Origin of the sequence: Pseudomonas sp. QE6 (assembly GCF_041379005.1) — a bacterium.
Lineage (GTDB): Bacteria > Pseudomonadota > Gammaproteobacteria > Pseudomonadales > Pseudomonadaceae > Pseudomonas.
On record NZ_CP166873.1, the window covers coordinates 2,277,559 to 2,294,464 of the forward strand.

17 protein-coding genes and 1 riboswitch are annotated in these 16,906 nt (G+C 64.0%); of the genes, 13 read left to right on the top strand and 4 right to left on the bottom strand.

The genetic code is table 11. The features are described 5' to 3' along the window. Positions 1–21: 21 nt before the first annotated feature. Positions 22–396, bottom strand: coding sequence for an MGMT family protein (locus ACAW63_RS10460; RefSeq protein ID WP_371233481.1), 375 nt, complete (start codon positions 394–396; stop codon positions 22–24). Positions 397–591: 195 nt separating this feature from the next. On the opposite strand from ACAW63_RS10460, the gene ACAW63_RS10465 reads away from it, so the two are divergent. Beyond that, positions 592–1,593 carry a DUF481 domain-containing protein gene (locus tag ACAW63_RS10465; protein WP_371233483.1) on the top strand — a complete coding sequence of 334 codons (1,002 nt, stop codon included), beginning with the start codon at positions 592–594 and terminating at the stop codon, positions 1,591–1,593. Between the two features lie 194 nt (positions 1,594–1,787). Here the strand turns inward: ACAW63_RS10465 and ACAW63_RS10470 are convergent, their stop codons facing one another. Then, a complete protein-coding gene (locus ACAW63_RS10470) occupies positions 1,788–2,546 on the bottom strand; it encodes an SDR family oxidoreductase (protein WP_275610410.1) in 759 nt (252 codons plus the stop codon). Positions 2,547–2,654: 108 nt separating this feature from the next. Here ACAW63_RS10470 and ACAW63_RS10475 point away from each other — a divergent pair, with 108 nt between their 5' ends. The 12 genes from ACAW63_RS10475 (at position 2,655) to ACAW63_RS10530 (ending at position 13,690) form a co-directional block, all read left to right on the top strand. Then, positions 2,655–3,392: a HugZ family protein gene (locus tag ACAW63_RS10475; RefSeq protein ID WP_371233484.1), complete on the top strand. Its 738-nt coding sequence runs from the start codon at positions 2,655–2,657 to the stop codon at positions 3,390–3,392. Between the two features lie 75 nt (positions 3,393–3,467). Further along, a complete protein-coding gene (locus ACAW63_RS10480; RefSeq protein WP_371233486.1) occupies positions 3,468–3,935 on the top strand; it encodes an FxsA family protein in 468 nt (155 codons plus the stop codon). A 236-nt stretch (positions 3,936–4,171) separates the two neighbouring features. Beyond that, entirely contained in the window at positions 4,172–4,465 is a 294-nt protein-coding gene (locus tag ACAW63_RS10485) for a co-chaperone GroES (RefSeq protein WP_009617968.1), read from the top strand. A 48-nt stretch (positions 4,466–4,513) separates the two neighbouring features. Next, entirely contained in the window at positions 4,514–6,154 is a 1,641-nt protein-coding gene (gene groL, locus ACAW63_RS10490) for a chaperonin GroEL (protein WP_275610413.1), read from the top strand. A 73-nt stretch (positions 6,155–6,227) separates the two neighbouring features. Continuing rightward, a riboswitch (Fluoride riboswitch) is annotated at positions 6,228–6,290 on the top strand. A 65-nt stretch (positions 6,291–6,355) separates the two neighbouring features. Next, positions 6,356–6,739 carry a fluoride efflux transporter CrcB gene (crcB, locus tag ACAW63_RS10495; protein ID WP_371233488.1) on the top strand — a complete coding sequence of 128 codons (384 nt, stop codon included), beginning with the start codon at positions 6,356–6,358 and terminating at the stop codon, positions 6,737–6,739. Positions 6,740–6,755: 16 nt separating this feature from the next. Further along, positions 6,756–7,076, top strand: a complete 321-nt coding sequence (locus ACAW63_RS10500; protein ID WP_371233490.1) for a DUF190 domain-containing protein — start codon at positions 6,756–6,758, stop codon at positions 7,074–7,076. A gap of 126 nt (positions 7,077–7,202) precedes the next feature. Continuing rightward, the gene (locus ACAW63_RS10505; RefSeq protein ID WP_275610416.1) at positions 7,203–7,886 is read left to right on the top strand and encodes a response regulator transcription factor; all 684 of its coding nucleotides are present in this window, start codon (positions 7,203–7,205) and stop codon (positions 7,884–7,886) included. Beyond that, positions 7,876–9,150 (top strand): sensor histidine kinase, encoded by a 1,275-nt coding sequence (locus tag ACAW63_RS10510; RefSeq protein WP_371233492.1) that lies wholly within the window; start codon positions 7,876–7,878, stop codon positions 9,148–9,150. Before ACAW63_RS10505 ends, ACAW63_RS10510 begins: the two co-directional genes overlap by 11 nt. Before the next feature lie 82 nt (positions 9,151–9,232). Beyond that, a complete protein-coding gene (locus ACAW63_RS10515) occupies positions 9,233–9,904 on the top strand; it encodes a class I SAM-dependent methyltransferase (protein ID WP_371233493.1) in 672 nt (223 codons plus the stop codon). A gap of 2 nt (positions 9,905–9,906) precedes the next feature. Further along, positions 9,907–10,611 carry a lipopolysaccharide kinase InaA family protein gene (locus tag ACAW63_RS10520; protein WP_275610419.1) on the top strand — a complete coding sequence of 235 codons (705 nt, stop codon included), beginning with the start codon at positions 9,907–9,909 and terminating at the stop codon, positions 10,609–10,611. A gap of 313 nt (positions 10,612–10,924) precedes the next feature. Next, on the top strand, positions 10,925–12,124 hold the full coding sequence (pncB, locus tag ACAW63_RS10525; RefSeq protein ID WP_371233494.1) for a nicotinate phosphoribosyltransferase: 1,200 nt from the start codon (positions 10,925–10,927) through the stop codon (positions 12,122–12,124). A gap of 78 nt (positions 12,125–12,202) precedes the next feature. Next, positions 12,203–13,690, top strand: a complete 1,488-nt coding sequence (locus tag ACAW63_RS10530; protein WP_371233496.1) for a helicase HerA-like domain-containing protein — start codon at positions 12,203–12,205, stop codon at positions 13,688–13,690. 132 nt (positions 13,691–13,822) lie between these two features. Here the strand turns inward: ACAW63_RS10530 and ACAW63_RS10535 are convergent, their stop codons facing one another. Both ACAW63_RS10535 and ACAW63_RS10540 read right to left on the bottom strand, forming a co-directional pair. After that, positions 13,823–15,712: a methyl-accepting chemotaxis protein gene (locus ACAW63_RS10535; protein WP_371233499.1), complete on the bottom strand. Its 1,890-nt coding sequence runs from the start codon at positions 15,710–15,712 to the stop codon at positions 13,823–13,825. A 324-nt stretch (positions 15,713–16,036) separates the two neighbouring features. After that, a complete protein-coding gene (locus ACAW63_RS10540) occupies positions 16,037–16,801 on the bottom strand; it encodes a methyl-accepting chemotaxis protein (RefSeq protein ID WP_371234640.1) in 765 nt (254 codons plus the stop codon). Positions 16,802–16,906: the final 105 nt, after the last annotated feature.

Below are 16,906 nucleotides of genomic sequence, written 5' to 3' on the forward strand. Positions count from 1 at the left end.
TCGAAAATTACGCGAACTCTACTAGGACTGCTCGCTGCTAGGCCAGCCGTGCCGACGTATGTCCACCCTATCGTTATGGATTCTGACACCCTCCGCACGCAATCGTGCGCGCTGCTCGTTGCCCGACGGAGTGCCTTGCGCAAGGCTGATGCGACCGCCTGCGGCGATTACCCGGTGCCAGGGCAGGCGGGTATCGGACGGCAATTGTCCGAGAATGCGCCCGACCAGGCGTGCCGCGCGCCCAAGCCCGGCCAGGCGAGCCAGTTCGCCGTAGCTGACGACGCAACCCTCGGGTACCTGGGCGAGCACCAGGAAGATGGCCTCGCGGCGTACCTGCAGGCTTTCCAGTCCGAGATCGGCAGGGGGAGCTGGGGAGTCGGTCTTGCGCTTGGGCATGGCGTGATCACGTTTTGCGGCTTGCTTTCGCAGCATATCGGGATGTCGGCGGCGGGCAAATCCTCAGGTTTCCCGATGCCCATCTGTCGATGTGGATGAACTCTCCGCAAAAAGGGGCTGTCAGTCGTTGCTCAAGCGTCGGGTGTCTGGATAATGCCCGGCTTTTTTGCCCACAGAGCCCGTTGACCCAGACTCATGCTGTCCAGAAACCTGCTGTTTGTCGCACTTGCCAGTTGTTCACTCTCCGCCGTTGCCGACACCGTCTGGCTGAAGAACGGCGACCGCCTCACCGGTACGATCAAGCTCTACGACGGCGGTAAATTGCTGCTCAGTACCCAGTACGGCGGCGACATCACCCTGAAAGGCGACCAGATCGCCACCCTCGAGACCGACCAGAACCTGCTGGTGAAGTACGACGAGGAAAACGGCGAGCACTCCAAGGGGCTCAAGGCCGCGGACCCGGGCAAGGTCACCCTGGTCAACGGTTCGCCGCGCACGGTGGACGTGGCCAGCATCGAGCAGATGATGCCGCCCAAGCCGATTCTCGAAGACTGGGTGTGGACCGGCAACGTCGACTTTTCACTCGACCACAAGCAGGCCGAGAACGATGTCGAGGACTACGACATCGACTTCAAGACCAACGCCCGCCACGGCCGCTGGCGGCACAACCTGCAGGGCGAATACAACCGCGAGAAGAAGAACGACTCGGTCAGCACCAACAACTACTCGGCCGAGTACGCGCTGGACCGCTTCCTCGACGAGCACTGGTTCTGGCAGGGCCAGGCACAGTACAAGCGCGACTGGGTCGAGGACCTGGAGAAGAAGCGCACCGTCGGTACCGGTCCGGGCTACCAGTTCTGGGACAACGAGCTGGGGGCCTTCTCCCTGGCCACCCTGATCAACCGCAACGACTACGAATTCACCGATAACGAGAAGGACCACTTCTACTCCAGCAGCGTGAAGTGGGACTACAACCGCTTCCTGCTGGCCAAGCAGTTCGAGCTCTTCACCAACGGCGAGGTCAGCAAGCCGCTGGAGTCCAACGTGGACTACGAACTCGATAGCGAGGCGGGCGTGCGCTACAAGCTGACCTCCTGGGCGTCCCTGAGCATGAAGGCGGAGTGGGACAAGCTCAGCGGCCACGACGGTGACGTCAACGAGCGCCGCTACACCCTGGGTCTGGGTGTGGGTTGGTAGTGCCAAGTCCGTGCGGGGGGCTTTGACGCCGGCACGCACTGCTTTCGTAGGAGCGGATCTTATCCGCGATGCGGCCGCAAGACCGGCCACCACGACTGTCCCGGCTTCGTCGGGATTTCGCGGAGAAGCTCCGCTCCTACGAGAGCCCAATAAAAAGCCCCGCACTTGGCGGGGCTCTTTATTGGCCGGGCGGATTACAGGCGCAGACCGCCGTCCAGCTCCAGCACGCGGCCGGTGTAGTAGTCGTTCTCGAGGATGTAGGCCACCGAGTGGGCGATTTCCATCGGCTTGCCCAGGCGCTTGAGCGGAATGCCGGAGGTCATCTTCTCCAGGGCCTCGGGCTTCATGCTGGCGACCATGTCGGTCTCGATGAAGCCCGGTGCAACGCCGGCCACGCGGATGCCGTAGCGCGCCAGTTCCTTCGCCCAGACCACGGTGTCAGCGGCGACGCCGGCCTTGGCCGCGGAGTAGTTGGCCTGGCCCATGTTGCCGGCGCGGGAGATGGAGGAGATGTTGATGATCGCGCCTTCGTTCTTCAGTTCGATCATCTTCGCGGCGACTTCACGGGTGCAGAGGAACACGCCGGTCAGGTTCACGTCGATCACCGCCTGCCACTGGGCAAGGCTCATCTTGCTCATCTCGCCGTCCTTGACCTTGATGGTCAGGCCGTCGCGCAGGATGCCGGCATTGTTGACCAGGCCGTTGATGGCGCCGAAGTCGCTGGCGACCTGGGCCACCATATGGGTAACCTGTTCCTCATTGGCGACGTTGCACAGATAGGCGCGAGCGTCGCCGCCGGCGGCCTTGCAGGCGGCCACGGCTTCGTCCAGTTTTTCGGCGTTGAGGTCGACCAGCGCCAGGCGGGCGCCCTTGGCGGCGAGATACTCGCCCATGGCACGCCCCAGGCCCTGACAGCCCCCGGTGATGATGATGACCTTGTCTTTCAATTGCATCTGAACAACCCCACGAACAGTTTCTGGTGAGAAGCCTCGCCGGCAGCTGAGAACAGAGTCATCCTGCCCGTCCGTTTTACGACGGATTCTTTGCGAGGAGTCATAAAGGTGAGCGTGAAAGCCGCTAAGAATGCCCGAGAATTGCTGCTCAAGGAATACCGCGCGGTCCTCTCCACCCACTCGAAAAAGTGGCCGGGATTCCCCTTTGGCTCGGTGGTGCCTTACTGCCTGGACGCGGCGGGCCGGCCGCTGATCCTGATCAGCCGCATCGCCCAGCACACCCATAACCTGCTGCAGGACGGCAAGTGTTCGTTGCTGATCGGCGAACGCAGCGCCGACGACATCCAGGCCGCCGGCCGCCTGACCCTGCTGGCCGAGGCGCGGCAGGTCGAGGACGTGGACGCCATCGCCGACGCCGCCGAGCGCTACTACCGTTACTTCCCCGGTTCGCAGGACTACCACATCGTCCATGACTTCGATTTCTGGGTACTGGAGCCGGTGCAATGGCGCTACATTGGCGGTTTCGGCGACATCCACTGGCTGAGCGCCGAGAGCGTGCCGCTGGCCAACCCCTTCGTCGGTGAAGTGGAGCGGGGCATGGTCGGGCACATGAACAGCGACCACGCCAATGCCGTGGCGCACTATGTCCAACTGGCCGAACTGCCGGGCGAGGCAACGCCGGAGCTGGCGGGAATTGATACAGAAGGTTTCCACCTGCGGATCGGCCAGGTCCTGCACTGGTTGCCGTTCCCCGCGCCGTGCGGCGATCCTGGCGAGGTCCGCCAGGCGCTGGTGCAGCTGGCGCGGGCAGAAGTCTGGCCGGGCAATGAAGTGATCCAGGCTTGAGATATCCCTTGAAATCAGGGCGGGGCGTCGCCACCTAGCCTTTACCCGGGCAATTGCCCCGCCAAGGATTCACTGATGCGAGTTCCCCTTTTCCTGATTCTGTTGTTCCCGCTGATCGAGCTGGCCGTGATGATCAAGGTCGGTAGCGTGATCGGCGTGGGCTGGACCCTTCTGCTGATCATCGCCGGCGCCTTCATCGGTGCCGCGGTGCTGCGCGTGGCCGGCTTCGCGACGGCGATGCGCGCCCGTGAGCGCCTGAGCCGCGGCGAGTTGCCCGAGCAGGAAATGCTCGATGGCCTGGTCATCGCCGTCGGCGGCGGCCTGCTGATGCTGCCGGGCTTCATCAGCGACATCATCGGCCTGTTCTGCCTGATCCCCTTCACCCGTCACCTGATGCTCGGTCGCGTGCGCCAGCGCATGCAGGAGCAGGCCATGCGTCGGCGCGCCTTCGCCGACGATCCCGCTGCCCAGCAGCGTGGCGGTCCCAATGTGATCGAAGGGGAATACCAGCGCCGCGAGGAAGAGCGCGACCGTCTGCGTTGAGCGGCGAGCGGCCCTGGCCCTTCGCGGCGCCCATCCGAGTAAAAATTTTTTCTTCATACCCTTGAAATGCCTTGTAGCGACCTTATGTACCGGTCACCGCAAGGTCCCTGTCACACGGACAGGCTGCTCTTTACGCGACTCGCCAACCGGGTCGCAAACCGGCACCGCCGGATTCAACAAAACCTGCCGGGCATCGATCCGGCCGTTGGAAATCACTGTTTGGGAGAGTTACGACTATGAAGCTTCGTCCTCTGCATGACCGCGTCGTCATCCGTCGCAGCGAGGAAGAGACCAAGACCGCAGGTGGCATCGTGCTGCCGGGTTCCGCCGCCGAGAAGCCGAACCGCGGTGAAGTGGTCGCCGTCGGCGCCGGCCGCGTGCTGGACAACGGCGAAGTTCGCGCTCTGGCAGTGAAAGTGGGTGACAAGGTGGTCTTCGGCCCGTACTCGGGCAGCAACGCCATCAAGGTCGACGGTGAAGAGCTGCTGGTGATGGGCGAGTCCGAGATCCTCGCCGTCCTGGAAGACTGATCCAGTCCGTCCCCCAACCCACTGAATTCGATTTAGAGGAAAGAGAACATGGCTGCCAAAGAAGTTAAGTTCGGCGATTCCGCTCGCAAGAAAATGCTGGTCGGCGTGAACGTCCTGGCCGACGCTGTCAAAGCCACCCTCGGCCCGAAAGGCCGTAACGTGGTACTGGACAAGTCCTTCGGCGCTCCGACCATCACCAAGGATGGCGTTTCCGTTGCCAAGGAAATCGAGCTGAAAGACAAGTTCGAGAACATGGGCGCCCAGCTGGTGAAAGACGTTGCCTCCAAGGCCAACGACGCTGCCGGTGACGGCACCACCACCGCTACCGTTCTGGCCCAGGCCATCGTCAACGAAGGCCTGAAGGCCGTTGCCGCCGGCATGAACCCGATGGACCTGAAGCGCGGCATCGACAAGGCCACCGTGGCCATCGTTGCTCAGCTGAAAGACCTGGCCAAGCCGTGCGCCGATTCCAAGGCCATCGCCCAGGTCGGCACCATTTCCGCCAACTCCGACGAATCCATCGGCGAAATCATCGCTGAAGCCATGGACAAGGTCGGCAAGGAAGGCGTGATCACCGTTGAAGAAGGCTCGGGCCTGGAAAACGAACTGTCCGTCGTAGAAGGCATGCAGTTCGACCGCGGCTACCTGTCCCCGTACTTCATCAACAAGCCGGACACCATGGCTGCCGAGCTCGACAGCCCGCTGCTGCTGCTGGTCGACAAGAAGATCTCCAACATCCGCGAAATGCTGCCGGTGCTGGAAGCTGTCGCCAAGGCCGGTCGCCCGCTGCTGATCGTCGCTGAAGACGTCGAAGGCGAAGCCCTGGCCACCCTGGTGGTCAACAACATGCGCGGCATCGTCAAGGTCGCCGCTGTCAAGGCTCCGGGCTTCGGCGATCGCCGCAAGGCCATGCTGCAGGACATCGCCATCCTGACCGGCGGTACCGTCATCTCCGAAGAAGTCGGTCTGAGCCTGGAAGGCGCCACCCTGGAGCACCTGGGTAACGCCAAGCGCGTAGTCCTGAACAAGGAAAACACCACCATCATCGACGGCGCTGGCGCCCAGGCTGACATCGAAGCCCGCGTCCTGCAGATCCGCAAGCAGATCGAAGAGACCTCTTCGGACTACGACCGCGAGAAGCTGCAAGAGCGTCTGGCCAAGCTGGCCGGCGGTGTTGCCGTGATCAAGGTTGGCGCTGCCACCGAAGTCGAGATGAAAGAGAAGAAGGCCCGCGTCGAAGACGCCCTGCACGCTACCCGTGCTGCGGTGGAAGAGGGCGTGGTTCCTGGCGGTGGCGTGGCCCTGGTGCGCGCTCTGCAAGCCATCGAAGGCCTGAAGGGCGACAACGAAGAGCAGAACGTCGGTATCGCTCTGCTGCGTCGCGCTGTCGAAGCTCCGCTGCGCCAGATCGTCGCCAACGCCGGTGACGAGCCGAGCGTGGTGGTCGACAAGGTCAAGCAGGGTTCCGGCAACTTCGGCTTCAACGCCGCTACCGGTGTCTATGGCGACATGATCGAGATGGGCATCCTGGACCCGGCCAAGGTCACCCGTTCGGCCCTGCAGGCTGCTGCTTCCATCGGCGGTCTGATGATCACCACCGAGGCCATGGTTGCCGAAGTGGTCGACGACAAGGCTGCTCCGGCCATGCCGGACATGGGCGGCATGGGTGGCATGGGCGGCATGATGTAAGCCACCCGGCATCTGCTGTAGGAAGAAGCCCCGCCTAGGCGGGGCTTTTTCATGCGTGAGGGTTATGCCAGACTGCGCAGCAGGAGATGGCATTCCTCCTTCAACCGCCCTCGTGGCTGATGATGCCTACGCATTGACCTGGAAAGGCGCGTAGGCGCTCGCCTGCAGCCTGTCCAAAACATCCCTCCCAAGGACAGGATCATGTGGAAATCCATTCTCGCCGTATCCCTCGGCGCCGCCCTCGGTGCGCTGCTGCGCTGGGTGCTCGGGCTCAAGCTCAACACGCTGCTGCCTTCCCTGCCGCCGGGCACGGTGGTCGCCAACCTGTTGGGCGGCTACATCATCGGCGCGGCCATCGCCTTCTTCGCCAATTCCCCGGGCCTGGCGCCAGAATGGCGGTTACTGATCATTACCGGCTTCTGTGGCGGGCTGACCACCTTTTCGACCTTTTCTGCCGAGGTCGTGGTACTGCTTCAGCAGGGCCGTCTGGTCTGGGCGCTGGGCGCGGTCGCCACGCACCTGGCGGGTTCGCTGCTGATGACCATGCTGGGTCTGCTGTCGATCCACTGGCTGATGGGGCGATGAATATGGGGAGGTAGAGATGAACGGTTTCCAGTTGAAGTTCTTCACCCAGCAGGACCGCAAGCATGCCGGCCTGCCGCTTGCCCAGTGGCTGCTGGAGGAGGCGCGGCGGCAGGGTGTGCGCGGCGCGACCCTGATGACCGCAAGCGAAGGATTCGGCAAGACCGGGCGGATTCACTACACGCACTTCTTCGAGCTGGCCGATCAGCCGCAGGAGGTCACCATGGCGGTGAGTGCCGAGGAGTCCGAACGGATCTTCGCGGTGATCCGTCAGGCCGGGGTCAAGCTGTTCTACGTGAAGACGCCGATCGAGTTCGGGGTCGTCGGCGAGGGCGAGTGAGCCACGCCTGGCGCCGGGGCGGCTCGGTGCCGTTACCGCGCTCTCATTCGAATGTGAAATTTGTGTCAAACCCGTTTAAGTTCCATTTAAGGAAGATAGGCTAGGGTGCACTTCGGAGGAGAGTTCATGCGCATTCTGTTGGTTGAAGACAATCGGGACATTCTGGCGAACATGGCCGACTACCTCGGACTCAAGGGGTATACGGTGGATTGCGCGCAGGACGGGCTTTCCGGGCTGCATCTGGCAGCGACATCCCATTACGACCTGATTGTGCTCGACGTCATGCTGCCGGGGCTGGACGGCTTTACGCTGTGCCGCCGGTTGCGCGAGGACGCCCGGCGCGACACCCCGGTGATCATGCTCACCGCCCGCGACCAGTTGGATGACCGCCTGCAGGGCTTCCGTTCCGGCGCCGACGATTACCTGTTGAAGCCGTTCGCCCTGTCGGAGCTGGCGGCCCGCATCGAGGCCGTGCTGCGCCGCAGCCAGGGCGGCGGACGCCGCGAGCTGCAGGTCGGTGACCTGAGCTACAACCTCGACACGCTGGAAGTGAACCGCAACGGCAAGCCGCTCAAGCTCAACCCCATCGGCCTGAAGCTGCTGGCGGTGCTGATGCAGAAGAGTCCCCATGTGGTGCGTCGCGACGTGCTGGAAGAGGCGGTCTGGGGTGACGACTGCCCGGACAGCGACAGCCTGCGCAGTCACGTCCACCAACTTCGCCAGGTGATCGACAAGCCTTTCGATTCGTCGCTGCTGCACACCGTGCACGGCGTCGGCTACCGCCTGGCGGAGGAAGCGAATGGAGTATAAGCAGAGCCTTTCCCGACGGATTGTCTTTGCCTTCGTACTCATGACCGCCGCGGTAGGCGGACTCTTTTCGGTCGGGATCGTCGGGGTGGTCCATGTCGTCGAGGAGCGACTGATCTCCCACGATCTGGGCGGTGAGCTCGATCGGATTCTCCAGGCGGACCTGGCGATCGGCCAGGCCCCGAAGCTCGATCCCGGCATGCGCTTCTTCATCAGCGATGGCCAGGGCGTGTATGCCATGCCGCCGGCGCTGCGCCGCCTGGATGAAGGGTTCCACGAGGTCTTCGACGGCGAGTTGTCCTTCCATGCGCTGGTGCGTGATGAGGGTGGCCGGCGCTTCGTGCTGCTGCAGGACCAGAGCGATTTCGAGGCGCGCGAGCAGGTTCTCTACGCCTCCGTGGTTACCGGCTACGTGCTCAGCCTGACGCTGGCCGGCCTGTTGGGCTGGCTGCTGTCGCGCAAGGTCATGGAGCCGGTGGCCCGCCTGGCGCGCCAGGTACGTCACCGCGACCAGTTGCTGGAGCTGGCGCCGCCGATGGCCCCGGACTATGCCCGTGACGAGGTGGGTGAGCTGGCATCGGCCTTCGATTACGCCATGGGCCGGCTGCACGACGTGCTGACCCGGGAAAAGCTTTTCACCAGCGACGTCAGCCATGAGTTGCGCACCCCGCTGATGGTGATCGCCACCAGCTGCGAACTGCTGGCCGAGGAGCCCGGCTTGAGCGCCAGGGCGCGTAATCAGCTGGCGCGGATGACCAGCGCCTGCGAGGAGATGCGTGACCTGGTCCAGACCTTCCTGCTGCTGGCACGCGCGCAGCGCAAGGATATGGGAATCGTCCCGCAGGCGGGACTTCTGCAGATCGCCGAGGAACTGGTCGGACAATGGCGCGGGCCGATCGAAGCGAAAGGGTTGCGACTGGAATTCGTGGGGGCGCAAGCCATGCCTGGCCAGTTCAACGCACCGTTTCTTCGCTCGGTAATGAGCAATTTATTGCGCAACGCGATGCACTACACCGAAACAGGCAGCATCCGCTTACAACTTTCCGCAACCGGATTCTGGGTCGAAGACACCGGTGCGGGAATCCCCGAAGAGCAGCGCGAACGCGTGTTCCAGCCGTTCGTGCGGGGCGCGAACCCGCGTGGCGAGGGGCTTGGGCTGGGGTTGTCGCTGGTCAAGCGCATCTGCGCCTCGGAAGGCTGGGACGTCAGCTTGCATCCGGTTGAACCACACGGCTGTCGCTTCGAAGTTTGCCTAGCCGTTCTTTGACGAAAACTTCACAAGTGGGTGACCAGCCTGTGACAGGCTGGTTGGTATCGTTCGATCCGAGATAGGGATAGGTAAACATCCGATGAGTGACAAACCCGTCGATCTGGAGTTTTCCCAGAAATACGACCGCCAGCATGCCGAGCGCTATCTGCGTAAACACCAGGCCGGGCTGTCGCGGAAACTTTCCCACTGGCGGGATGTCCAAGTTGCCCGCCAGGCACTCAAACTCGCCGGTCAGCCCAATCTGGTGCTCGACCTGCCGTGCGGCGCCGGGCGCTTCTGGCCGATGCTGGCTGAAAAGGAAAACCGCGTGATCATCGGGGCGGACAACTCGCCGGACATGATCGCGGTCGCCTGTGCCGGGCAGCCGGAAGAGGTTGTAAAACGCGTTCGACCTTTGCAGACTTCGGCGTTCGCCATCGATCTGCCGGACAACGCCGTCGACAGCATCTTCTCGATGCGTCTGATGCACCACATCGGCGAAGTGGACGACCGACTGACCATGCTGCGCGAGTTCCACCGCGTCACCCGTGACTCGGTGATCCTGTCGATGTGGGTGGATGGCAACTTCAAGTCCTGGAAACGCAAGCGCGCCGAAGCCTCCCGCAAGAAGCACGCCTACCAGAACCGTTTCGTGATTCCGGCCAAGACCATCGAGGCGGAGTTCCGCCAAGCAGGTTTCAAGGTTCAGGATCACATTGATTTCGTCCCGCTGATCCATATGTGGCGGGTCTACATTCTGCGTAAGGAGTAACAATGGCCGCTGATCTGGCATCTCTGCAGCAAATTTCCGGTGAAAACGCTATCGATCGCTGGTTGCAGATTCCCGGCAAATGGGTAGAGGAACCGAATCGGCGGCGCGGCGGCGAAAGCGGTGTGCAGCGCGTCCTGACTGCTGACGGGCGCCTGCTGTACCGCAAGCAGCAGATGGGGCACATCTATCGCGATCTGCTGCATCCCTTCGGTTATCCCACCGCCATTCGCGAGCGTGATGCGCTCAAGGCCGCCGAGGCCCTGGGTGTGAAGGTCCCGACCCTGGTCTACGCCGGTTGCCGCAAGGTCAACGGTGAATGGCAGGCGCTGCTGGTCACCGAATCCCTCGACGGTTTCTCCAGCCTGGAAGACTGCTACGCCCGTGGCGACCGCGAACGTTGGGGCGAAGCGCTGCATCAACGCATTCTGCAACAATACGGTAGTACCCTCGCCAAACTTAACGCCGGCCATTGGCAGCATGGCTGCCTGTACCTCAAGCACGTCTTCGTGCGGGTGGACGGCGACAAGATTGAAGTGGCGCTGATCGACATGGAGAAGGCCCGCCGACGTTTCAGCGCCCAGCGCGCCGCTCGTCACGACCTTCGCCAGGTGAAACGCCGTTCGTCGTGGACAGAAGCGCAGTGGCAGGCCTTTGTCTATGGTTACCAAGCGGCGTTTGGCAGCGCCATCAAAGGGTTGCAGACATGAAATTAGAATTTACGCGAAGTTTGCTCCTGGTCGGCGCGCTCGGGGTGGCCACCCTGGCGGCGGCCGCTTGGCATGAACCCTCTCCCTCGGTCATTTCGAGCCGGGCGGACTCCTGTCCGGTACCGCCCAACATGCGTCACAAGGAAGCGGCCAGTCCGGACCAGGACCTGTTGCTGTTCCTGTTCGGCATGTCGCAGGGTGGCGTTGCGCAATCGCGCTGAGCTTCGTGTATCTGACAAGAACCCCGCTTCGGCGGGGTTTTTTGTGGGCGGCGGGTTTAGACTGCCGGTTCGAAGCCTGCAACGAGACGAGCATGAGCGACAGCGTATTTTCCCGGCGGATCGTGCAGAACCTGCTGGATACCGATTTCTACAAGCTGAGCATGATGCAGGCGGTGCTGCACAACTATCCCAACGCCGAAGTGGAGTGGGAGTTTCGCTGCCGCAACGAGGAAGACCTGCGGGCCTACCTGGACCCGGTCCGCGAACAGGTCGAGTACCTGTCGCAGCTGTCGTTCGCGCCCCAGGAGCTGGCCTTCCTCGAACGCATTCCGTTCTTCAAGCCCGACTTCATCCGCTTTCTCGGCCTGTTCCGCTTCAATCCCTGCTATGTGCAGATGGGCGTCGAGAATGGCGAGTTCTTCCTCCGCCTCAATGGCCCCTGGCTGCACGTGATCCTCTTCGAGGTACCGCTGCTCGCGACCATCAGCGAGGTGCGCAATCGCCACCGCTATCCGGGCGCGTCGCTGACGGCGGTGCGTGATCGTCTGCAGGAGAAGTTCCACTGGCTGCGTGGCGAGGCCAGCGCCGAGGAACTGGCCGGGTTCAAGATGGCCGATTTCGGCACCCGCCGGCGCTTCTCCTATCCGGTGCAGGAGGCCGTGGTGCGGGACCTGCGCGACGGCTTCCCCGGCCACTTCGTCGGCACCAGCAATGTGCACCTCGCGCGCCTGCTGGGGGTGAAGCCGCTGGGCACCATGGCCCACGAATGGCTGATGGCGCACCAGCAGCTCGGCCCGCGGCTGATCGACAGCCAGGCCGCCGCGCTGGACTGCTGGGTCCGCGAGTACCGTGGCCAGTTGGGCATCGCCTTGACCGACTGCATCACCATGGATGCCTTCCTGGTCGATTTCGACCTGTATTTCGCCAAGCTCTTCGACGGCCTGCGCCATGACTCGGGCGACCCGCTGGCTTGGGCGGAAAAGGCCATCCGCCACTACGAGCGCCTGGGCATCGATCCGCGCAGCAAGACCCTGGTGTTCTCCGATGGCCTGAACCTGCCGCGCGCGCTGGAAATCTATCGGGCGCTGAGGGGGCGAATCGACGTCAGCTTCGGCATCGGCACCCATTTCACCTGCGATGTGCCCGGTGCCACGCCGATGAATATCGTGCTGAAGATGACCGCCTGCAACGGGCACCCGGTGGCGAAGATTTCCGATACGCCGGGCAAGACCCAGTGCAGGGACGAGAACTTCCTGCACTACCTCAAGCATGTCTTCAAAGTACCGGGCTAGTCGATTGCGCAGTGCCGCGGGACACGCCACTCTTGCTGTTGAATTCATCGCGACAGGGCCACTGAAGGGGAACAACGGATGTCATCCACGAACGAACTCATCATCGGCGCGGGTCCCGACGGCCAGCCGGTCGGCCAGGCCTGGAAGCTCGCCAACCGCCACGGCCTGATCGCCGGCGCCACCGGCACCGGCAAGACCGTCACCCTGCAGCGCCTGGCCGAGTCCTTCAGCGATGCCGGCATCGCGGTCTTCGCCGCCGACATCAAGGGCGACCTGTGCGGCATCGCGGCTGCCGGCAATCCGCAGGGCAAGGTGGCCGAGCGCATCGCCAGCATGCCCTGGCTGAACTACACCCCCAAGGCCTATCCGGTGAGCCTGTGGGATGTGGCCGGCAAGTCCGGGCATCCGCTGCGCACCACGCTGTCGGAGATGGGGCCGCTGCTGCTGGCCAACCTGCTGGAACTGACCGAGAGCCAGCAGGCCGCGCTGTTCGCGGCGTTCAAGGTGGCGGATCGCGAGGGGTTGCTGCTGCTCGACCTGAAGGACCTCAAGGCGCTGCTCAACCATTTCAAGGAGCATCCGGAAATCCTCGGCGAGGACCGCGCGCTGTTCACCGCCGCCTCGTCCCAGGCGTTGCTGCGCCGTCTTGCGCTGCTGGAGCAGCAGGGCGCCGAGGCATTCTTCGGCGAGCCGGCCCTGCAGCTGGAAGACCTGCTGCGCCCCGAGGCCGATGGTCGTGGCCGTATCCACCTGCTGGACGCCAGCATGCTGGTGCACGACGCGCCCAAGGTTTACGCCACTTTCCTGCTCTGGCTGTTGGCTGAGCTGTTCGAGCAGTTGCCCGAGCGCGGCGATGCCGACAAGCCGATCCTCGCGCTGTTCTTCGACGAGGCGCACCTGCTGTTCAACGGCACGCCCAAGGCGTTGCAGGACCGTCTGGAGCAGGTGGTGCGGCTGATTCGCTCCAAGGGGGTGGGCGTGTATTTCGTCACCCAGTCGCCGAGCGATCTGCCGGACGACGTGCTGGCGCAGCTGGGTCTGCGCATCCAGCATGGCCTGCGGGCCTTCACCGCCAAGGAGCAGAAGTCGCTGCGCGCGGTGGCCGATGGGTTCCGTCCCAATCCGGCGTTCGACAGCCTCAAGGTGCTGACCGAGCTGGGCATTGGCGAGGCGTTGGTGGGCACGCTGGAGGAGAAGGGCACGCCGGCCATGGTCCAGCGTGTTGCCGTGGCGCCGCCGCAGTCGCGTATCGGCCCGCTGAGCGACGCCGAACGTGCGGAGGTGATCCGCCGCTCGCCGCTGGCGGGCCGCTACGATCAACCGATCGATCGAGAGTCCGCGTACGAGAGGCTCACCGGGCGCGCTGACGACAAAATGGCGCCGACGGAAGCCAAACCGGAGGAGAAGGGCTTCGGCGGCGACCTGGGCGGGCTGGCCGGCGAGCTGCTTGGCACCCTGGCCAGCCAGACGGCGAAGACCGTGGTCCGGCAGGCGGCCAACCAGATTGGCCGACAGCTGGTGCGTGGATTGATGGGCGCGCTGTTGGGGGGGAGCAAGCGGCGCTGAGGGCATTGAGCGGACCCAGGTTCGCCCATAGCGGATAAGGGCCTGGCGCCCCCAACGCGCCTAGGAGAGCGGATTCCGCTTGCTCGCGAACAAAAAAGGCGCCCGAAGGCGCCTTTTGTTTTTTCGCAGCGATCAGATGCGGAAGCTGTCCACCAGTTGGCGCAGGCGGCCGGCCTGGTTCTCCAGGTCGGCGCAGGCGCGCAGGGTGGCCTGGAGGTTTTCCACGCCTTCCTGGTTCAGGGTGTTGATCTCGGTGATGTCCATGTTCAGCGAGTCGACCACGGCGGTCTGCTCCTCGGTGGCGGTGGCCACGGACTGGTTCATCGAGTCGATCTCGCCGATGCGGTGGGTGACGCTGGCCAGGCGCTCGCCGGCGCGGTTGGCGATTTCCACGCTTTCCAGGCTGTAGCGCTGGCTTTCGGTCATGGTGTCCACGGCTTCGCGGGCGCCGACCTGCAGCTCCTCGATCATCTTCTGGATCTGCTGGGCGGACTCCTGGGCGCGGTGGGCCAGGTTGCGCACTTCGTCGGCGACCACGGCGAAACCGCGGCCGGCTTCCCCGGCGCGGGCCGCTTCGATGGCGGCGTTCAGCGCCAGCAGGTTGGTCTGCTCGGAGATGCCCTTGATCACTTCGAGGATCTGGCCGATGTTCACCGTGCGGCTGTTCAGCGCCTCGATGTTGGCGCAGGCGGAGCTGATCTTGTCCGACAGCTGGTTCATCGCGCTGATGGTCTGCTCGACCACCTGGCGGCCGTCGCCGGCCTGGTGCGAGGCATCGGTGGCGTGGTGCGAGGCGTCGGCGGCGTTGCGGGCGATCTCCTGGGCGGCGGCGCCCAGTTCGTTGATCGCCGCGGCCACGCTGTTGGTGCGGTTGGCCTGTTCGTCGGAGTTGCTCATGGACGAGTTGGAAGCGTTGACCACCAGCTGCGAGACGTCATGCAGGCTGCGGGCGGTGGAGGCCACTTCGCGGATCGACTCGTGGATGCGCTCGACGAAGCGGTTGAAGGCGTTGGCCAGCACGCCGAACTCGTCGTTGCTGGCGACCTTCAGGCGCTGGGTGAGGTCGCCGTCACCCTGGGCGATGTCCTGCATGGCGCGGCCCATGTCGTTCAGCGGAGCCATCAGTACGCGGATCAGCATGCCCAGCAGGAGCAGGATGGCGACGATGGCGACGGCCGCGGCGACGCTGGCCGAGGCGCGGAACTTGCTCAGCATGGCGTAGGCGGCGCTCTTGTCGATGGACAGGCCGATGTACCAGTTCACCGAGGGCAGCCCCTTCACCTGGGTGAAACTGAGGATGCGGGTCTGGCCGTTGAGCTCGGCTTCGCTGAAGCCGTTGCCGATCTTCGGAGTGTTCTGCGGGTAGACCTCGGCCAGGGTCTTCATCACCAGGCTCTTGTCCGGGTGCACGAGGATCTTGCCGTCGCCACTGACCAGGAAGGCGTAGCCCATGCCGCTGAAGTTCAGCGAGTTGATGATCTGTACCAGGGCCTGCAGGCCAAGGTCACCCCCGACCACGCCAACGGTCTTGCCGCCATTGCGGGCCGGAGTGGCGATGGTGATGACCAACTGCTGGGTAGCCGCGTCGATGTACGGCTCGGTCAGGGTGGTGCCGCCGGCGGCCTGGGCGTCCTTGTACCAGGGACGGGTACGTGGGTCGTAGCCGTCGGGCATGGCATCGTTCGGCCGCATGGTGAAGGTGCCGTCTTCCTGGCCCAGGTAGGTGTAGTTGAACGTGCTGCGCAGGGTGTTCTGTTCCAGCAGCGCGGCAAGCTTGTCCGGCGCATTGTCGCGGGCGATGGTCTGCGCCGTGCTTTCGATCAGCAGCAATCGGCCGCTCAGCCAGTTCTGGATATTGCTCGCGGTCACCGTGCCCATTTCCCGCTGGTAGTCTTCGAGATCCTCGCGGATCGCGTTGCGCTGCAGGTAGTCGTTGTAGAGGGTGAAGAGGGCGAAAGCGGAGAAAACCACAAGCGAGGCGGCCAGGAGGATCTTATGGCTGAATTTCAGGCTCTTGATCATGCTGCGTCGAGTCCGGAGGTAGTGGGATGCCAGAACGGCGTGGGTCCGGGCGACAGGTCCGATGTCGCCAGGGTGCGCCCGCCCGTGTGGTGACGGAACGGACGAAGCCGGCTCGGCGGGTAGCCGGGCGGGCGGGGCCGGCACTCCCATGTGCCAGCGGTGATATCGGGTCCGCCTGGATTCGTTGTTCTCGCGGACCTTCATCTTTGCTGTCGGCACGCCGGGGAAAAGCTTGAGGCAGGAGGACGAACGGTAGGGCGGGCGAGGCCTGCCTGTCGCGAACAAAAAAGGCGCCCGAAGGCGCCTTTTGCTTTTTCGCACTGATCAGATGCGGAAGCTGTCCACCAGCTGGCGCAGGCGGCCGGCCTGGTTCTCCAGGTCGGCACAGGCGCGCAGGGTGGCCTGGAGGTTTTCCACGCCTTCCTGGTTCAGGGTGTTGATCTCGGTGATGTCCATGTTCAGCGAGTCGACCACGGCGGTCTGTTCCTCGGTGGCGGTGGCCACCGACTGGTTCATCGAGTCGATCTCGCCGATGCGGTGGGTGACGCTGGCCAGGCGCTCGCCGGCGCGGTTGGCGATCTCCACGCTTTCCAGGCTGTAGCGCTGGCTTTCGGTCATGGTGTCCACGGCTTCGCGGGCGCCGACCTGCAGCTCCTCGATCATCTTCTGGATCTGTTGGGCGGACTCCTGGGCGCGGTGGGCCAGGTTGCGCACTTCGTCGGCGACCACGGCGAAACCACGGCCGGCTTCCCCGGCGCGGGCCGCCTCGATGGCGGCGTTCAGCGCCAACAGGTTGGTCTGCTCGGAGATGCCCTTGATCACCTCGAGGATCTGGCCGATGTTCACCGTGCGGCTGTTCAGCGCCTCGATGTTGGCGCAGGCGGAGCTGATCTTGTCCGACAGCTGGTTCATCGCACTGATGGTCTGCTCGACTACCTGGCGGCCGTCGCCGGCCTGGTGCGAGGCATCGGTGGCGTGGTGCGAGGCGTCGGCGGCGTTGCGGGCGATCTCCTGGGCGGCGGCGCCCAGCTCGTTGATCGCGGCGGCCACGCTGTTGGTGCGGTTGGCCTGTTCGTCGGAGTTGCTCATGGACGAGTTGGAGGCGTTGACCACCAGCTGCGAGACGTCATGCAGGCTGCGGGCGGTGGAGGCCACTTCGCGGATCGACTCGTGGATGCGCTCGACGAAGCGGTT

Bases quoted from the DNA above. Each gene is read 5' to 3' on its own strand.
- ACAW63_RS10460 (WP_371233481.1), bottom strand. From the start codon at position 396: ATGCCCAAGCGCAAGACCGACTCCCCAGCTCCCCCTGCCGATCTCGGA.
- ACAW63_RS10465 (WP_371233483.1), top strand. From the start codon at position 592: ATGCTGTCCAGAAACCTGCTGTTTGTCGCACTTGCCAGTTGTTCACTC.
- ACAW63_RS10470 (WP_275610410.1), bottom strand. From the start codon at position 2,546: ATGCAATTGAAAGACAAGGTCATCATCATCACCGGGGGCTGTCAGGGC.
- ACAW63_RS10480 (WP_371233486.1), top strand. From the start codon at position 3,468: ATGCGAGTTCCCCTTTTCCTGATTCTGTTGTTCCCGCTGATCGAGCTG.
- ACAW63_RS10485 (WP_009617968.1), top strand. From the start codon at position 4,172: ATGAAGCTTCGTCCTCTGCATGACCGCGTCGTCATCCGTCGCAGCGAG.
- groL (WP_275610413.1), top strand. From the start codon at position 4,514: ATGGCTGCCAAAGAAGTTAAGTTCGGCGATTCCGCTCGCAAGAAAATG.
- crcB (WP_371233488.1), top strand. From the start codon at position 6,356: ATGTGGAAATCCATTCTCGCCGTATCCCTCGGCGCCGCCCTCGGTGCG.
- ACAW63_RS10500 (WP_371233490.1), top strand. From the start codon at position 6,756: ATGAACGGTTTCCAGTTGAAGTTCTTCACCCAGCAGGACCGCAAGCAT.
- ACAW63_RS10505 (WP_275610416.1), top strand. From the start codon at position 7,203: ATGCGCATTCTGTTGGTTGAAGACAATCGGGACATTCTGGCGAACATG.
- ACAW63_RS10510 (WP_371233492.1), top strand. From the start codon at position 7,876: ATGGAGTATAAGCAGAGCCTTTCCCGACGGATTGTCTTTGCCTTCGTA.
- ACAW63_RS10515 (WP_371233493.1), top strand. From the start codon at position 9,233: ATGAGTGACAAACCCGTCGATCTGGAGTTTTCCCAGAAATACGACCGC.
- ACAW63_RS10520 (WP_275610419.1), top strand. From the start codon at position 9,907: ATGGCCGCTGATCTGGCATCTCTGCAGCAAATTTCCGGTGAAAACGCT.
- pncB (WP_371233494.1), top strand. From the start codon at position 10,925: ATGAGCGACAGCGTATTTTCCCGGCGGATCGTGCAGAACCTGCTGGAT.
- ACAW63_RS10530 (WP_371233496.1), top strand. From the start codon at position 12,203: ATGTCATCCACGAACGAACTCATCATCGGCGCGGGTCCCGACGGCCAG.
- ACAW63_RS10535 (WP_371233499.1), bottom strand. From the start codon at position 15,712: ATGATCAAGAGCCTGAAATTCAGCCATAAGATCCTCCTGGCCGCCTCG.
- ACAW63_RS10540 (WP_371234640.1), bottom strand. From the start codon at position 16,801: ATGAGCAACTCCGACGAACAGGCCAACCGCACCAACAGCGTGGCCGCC.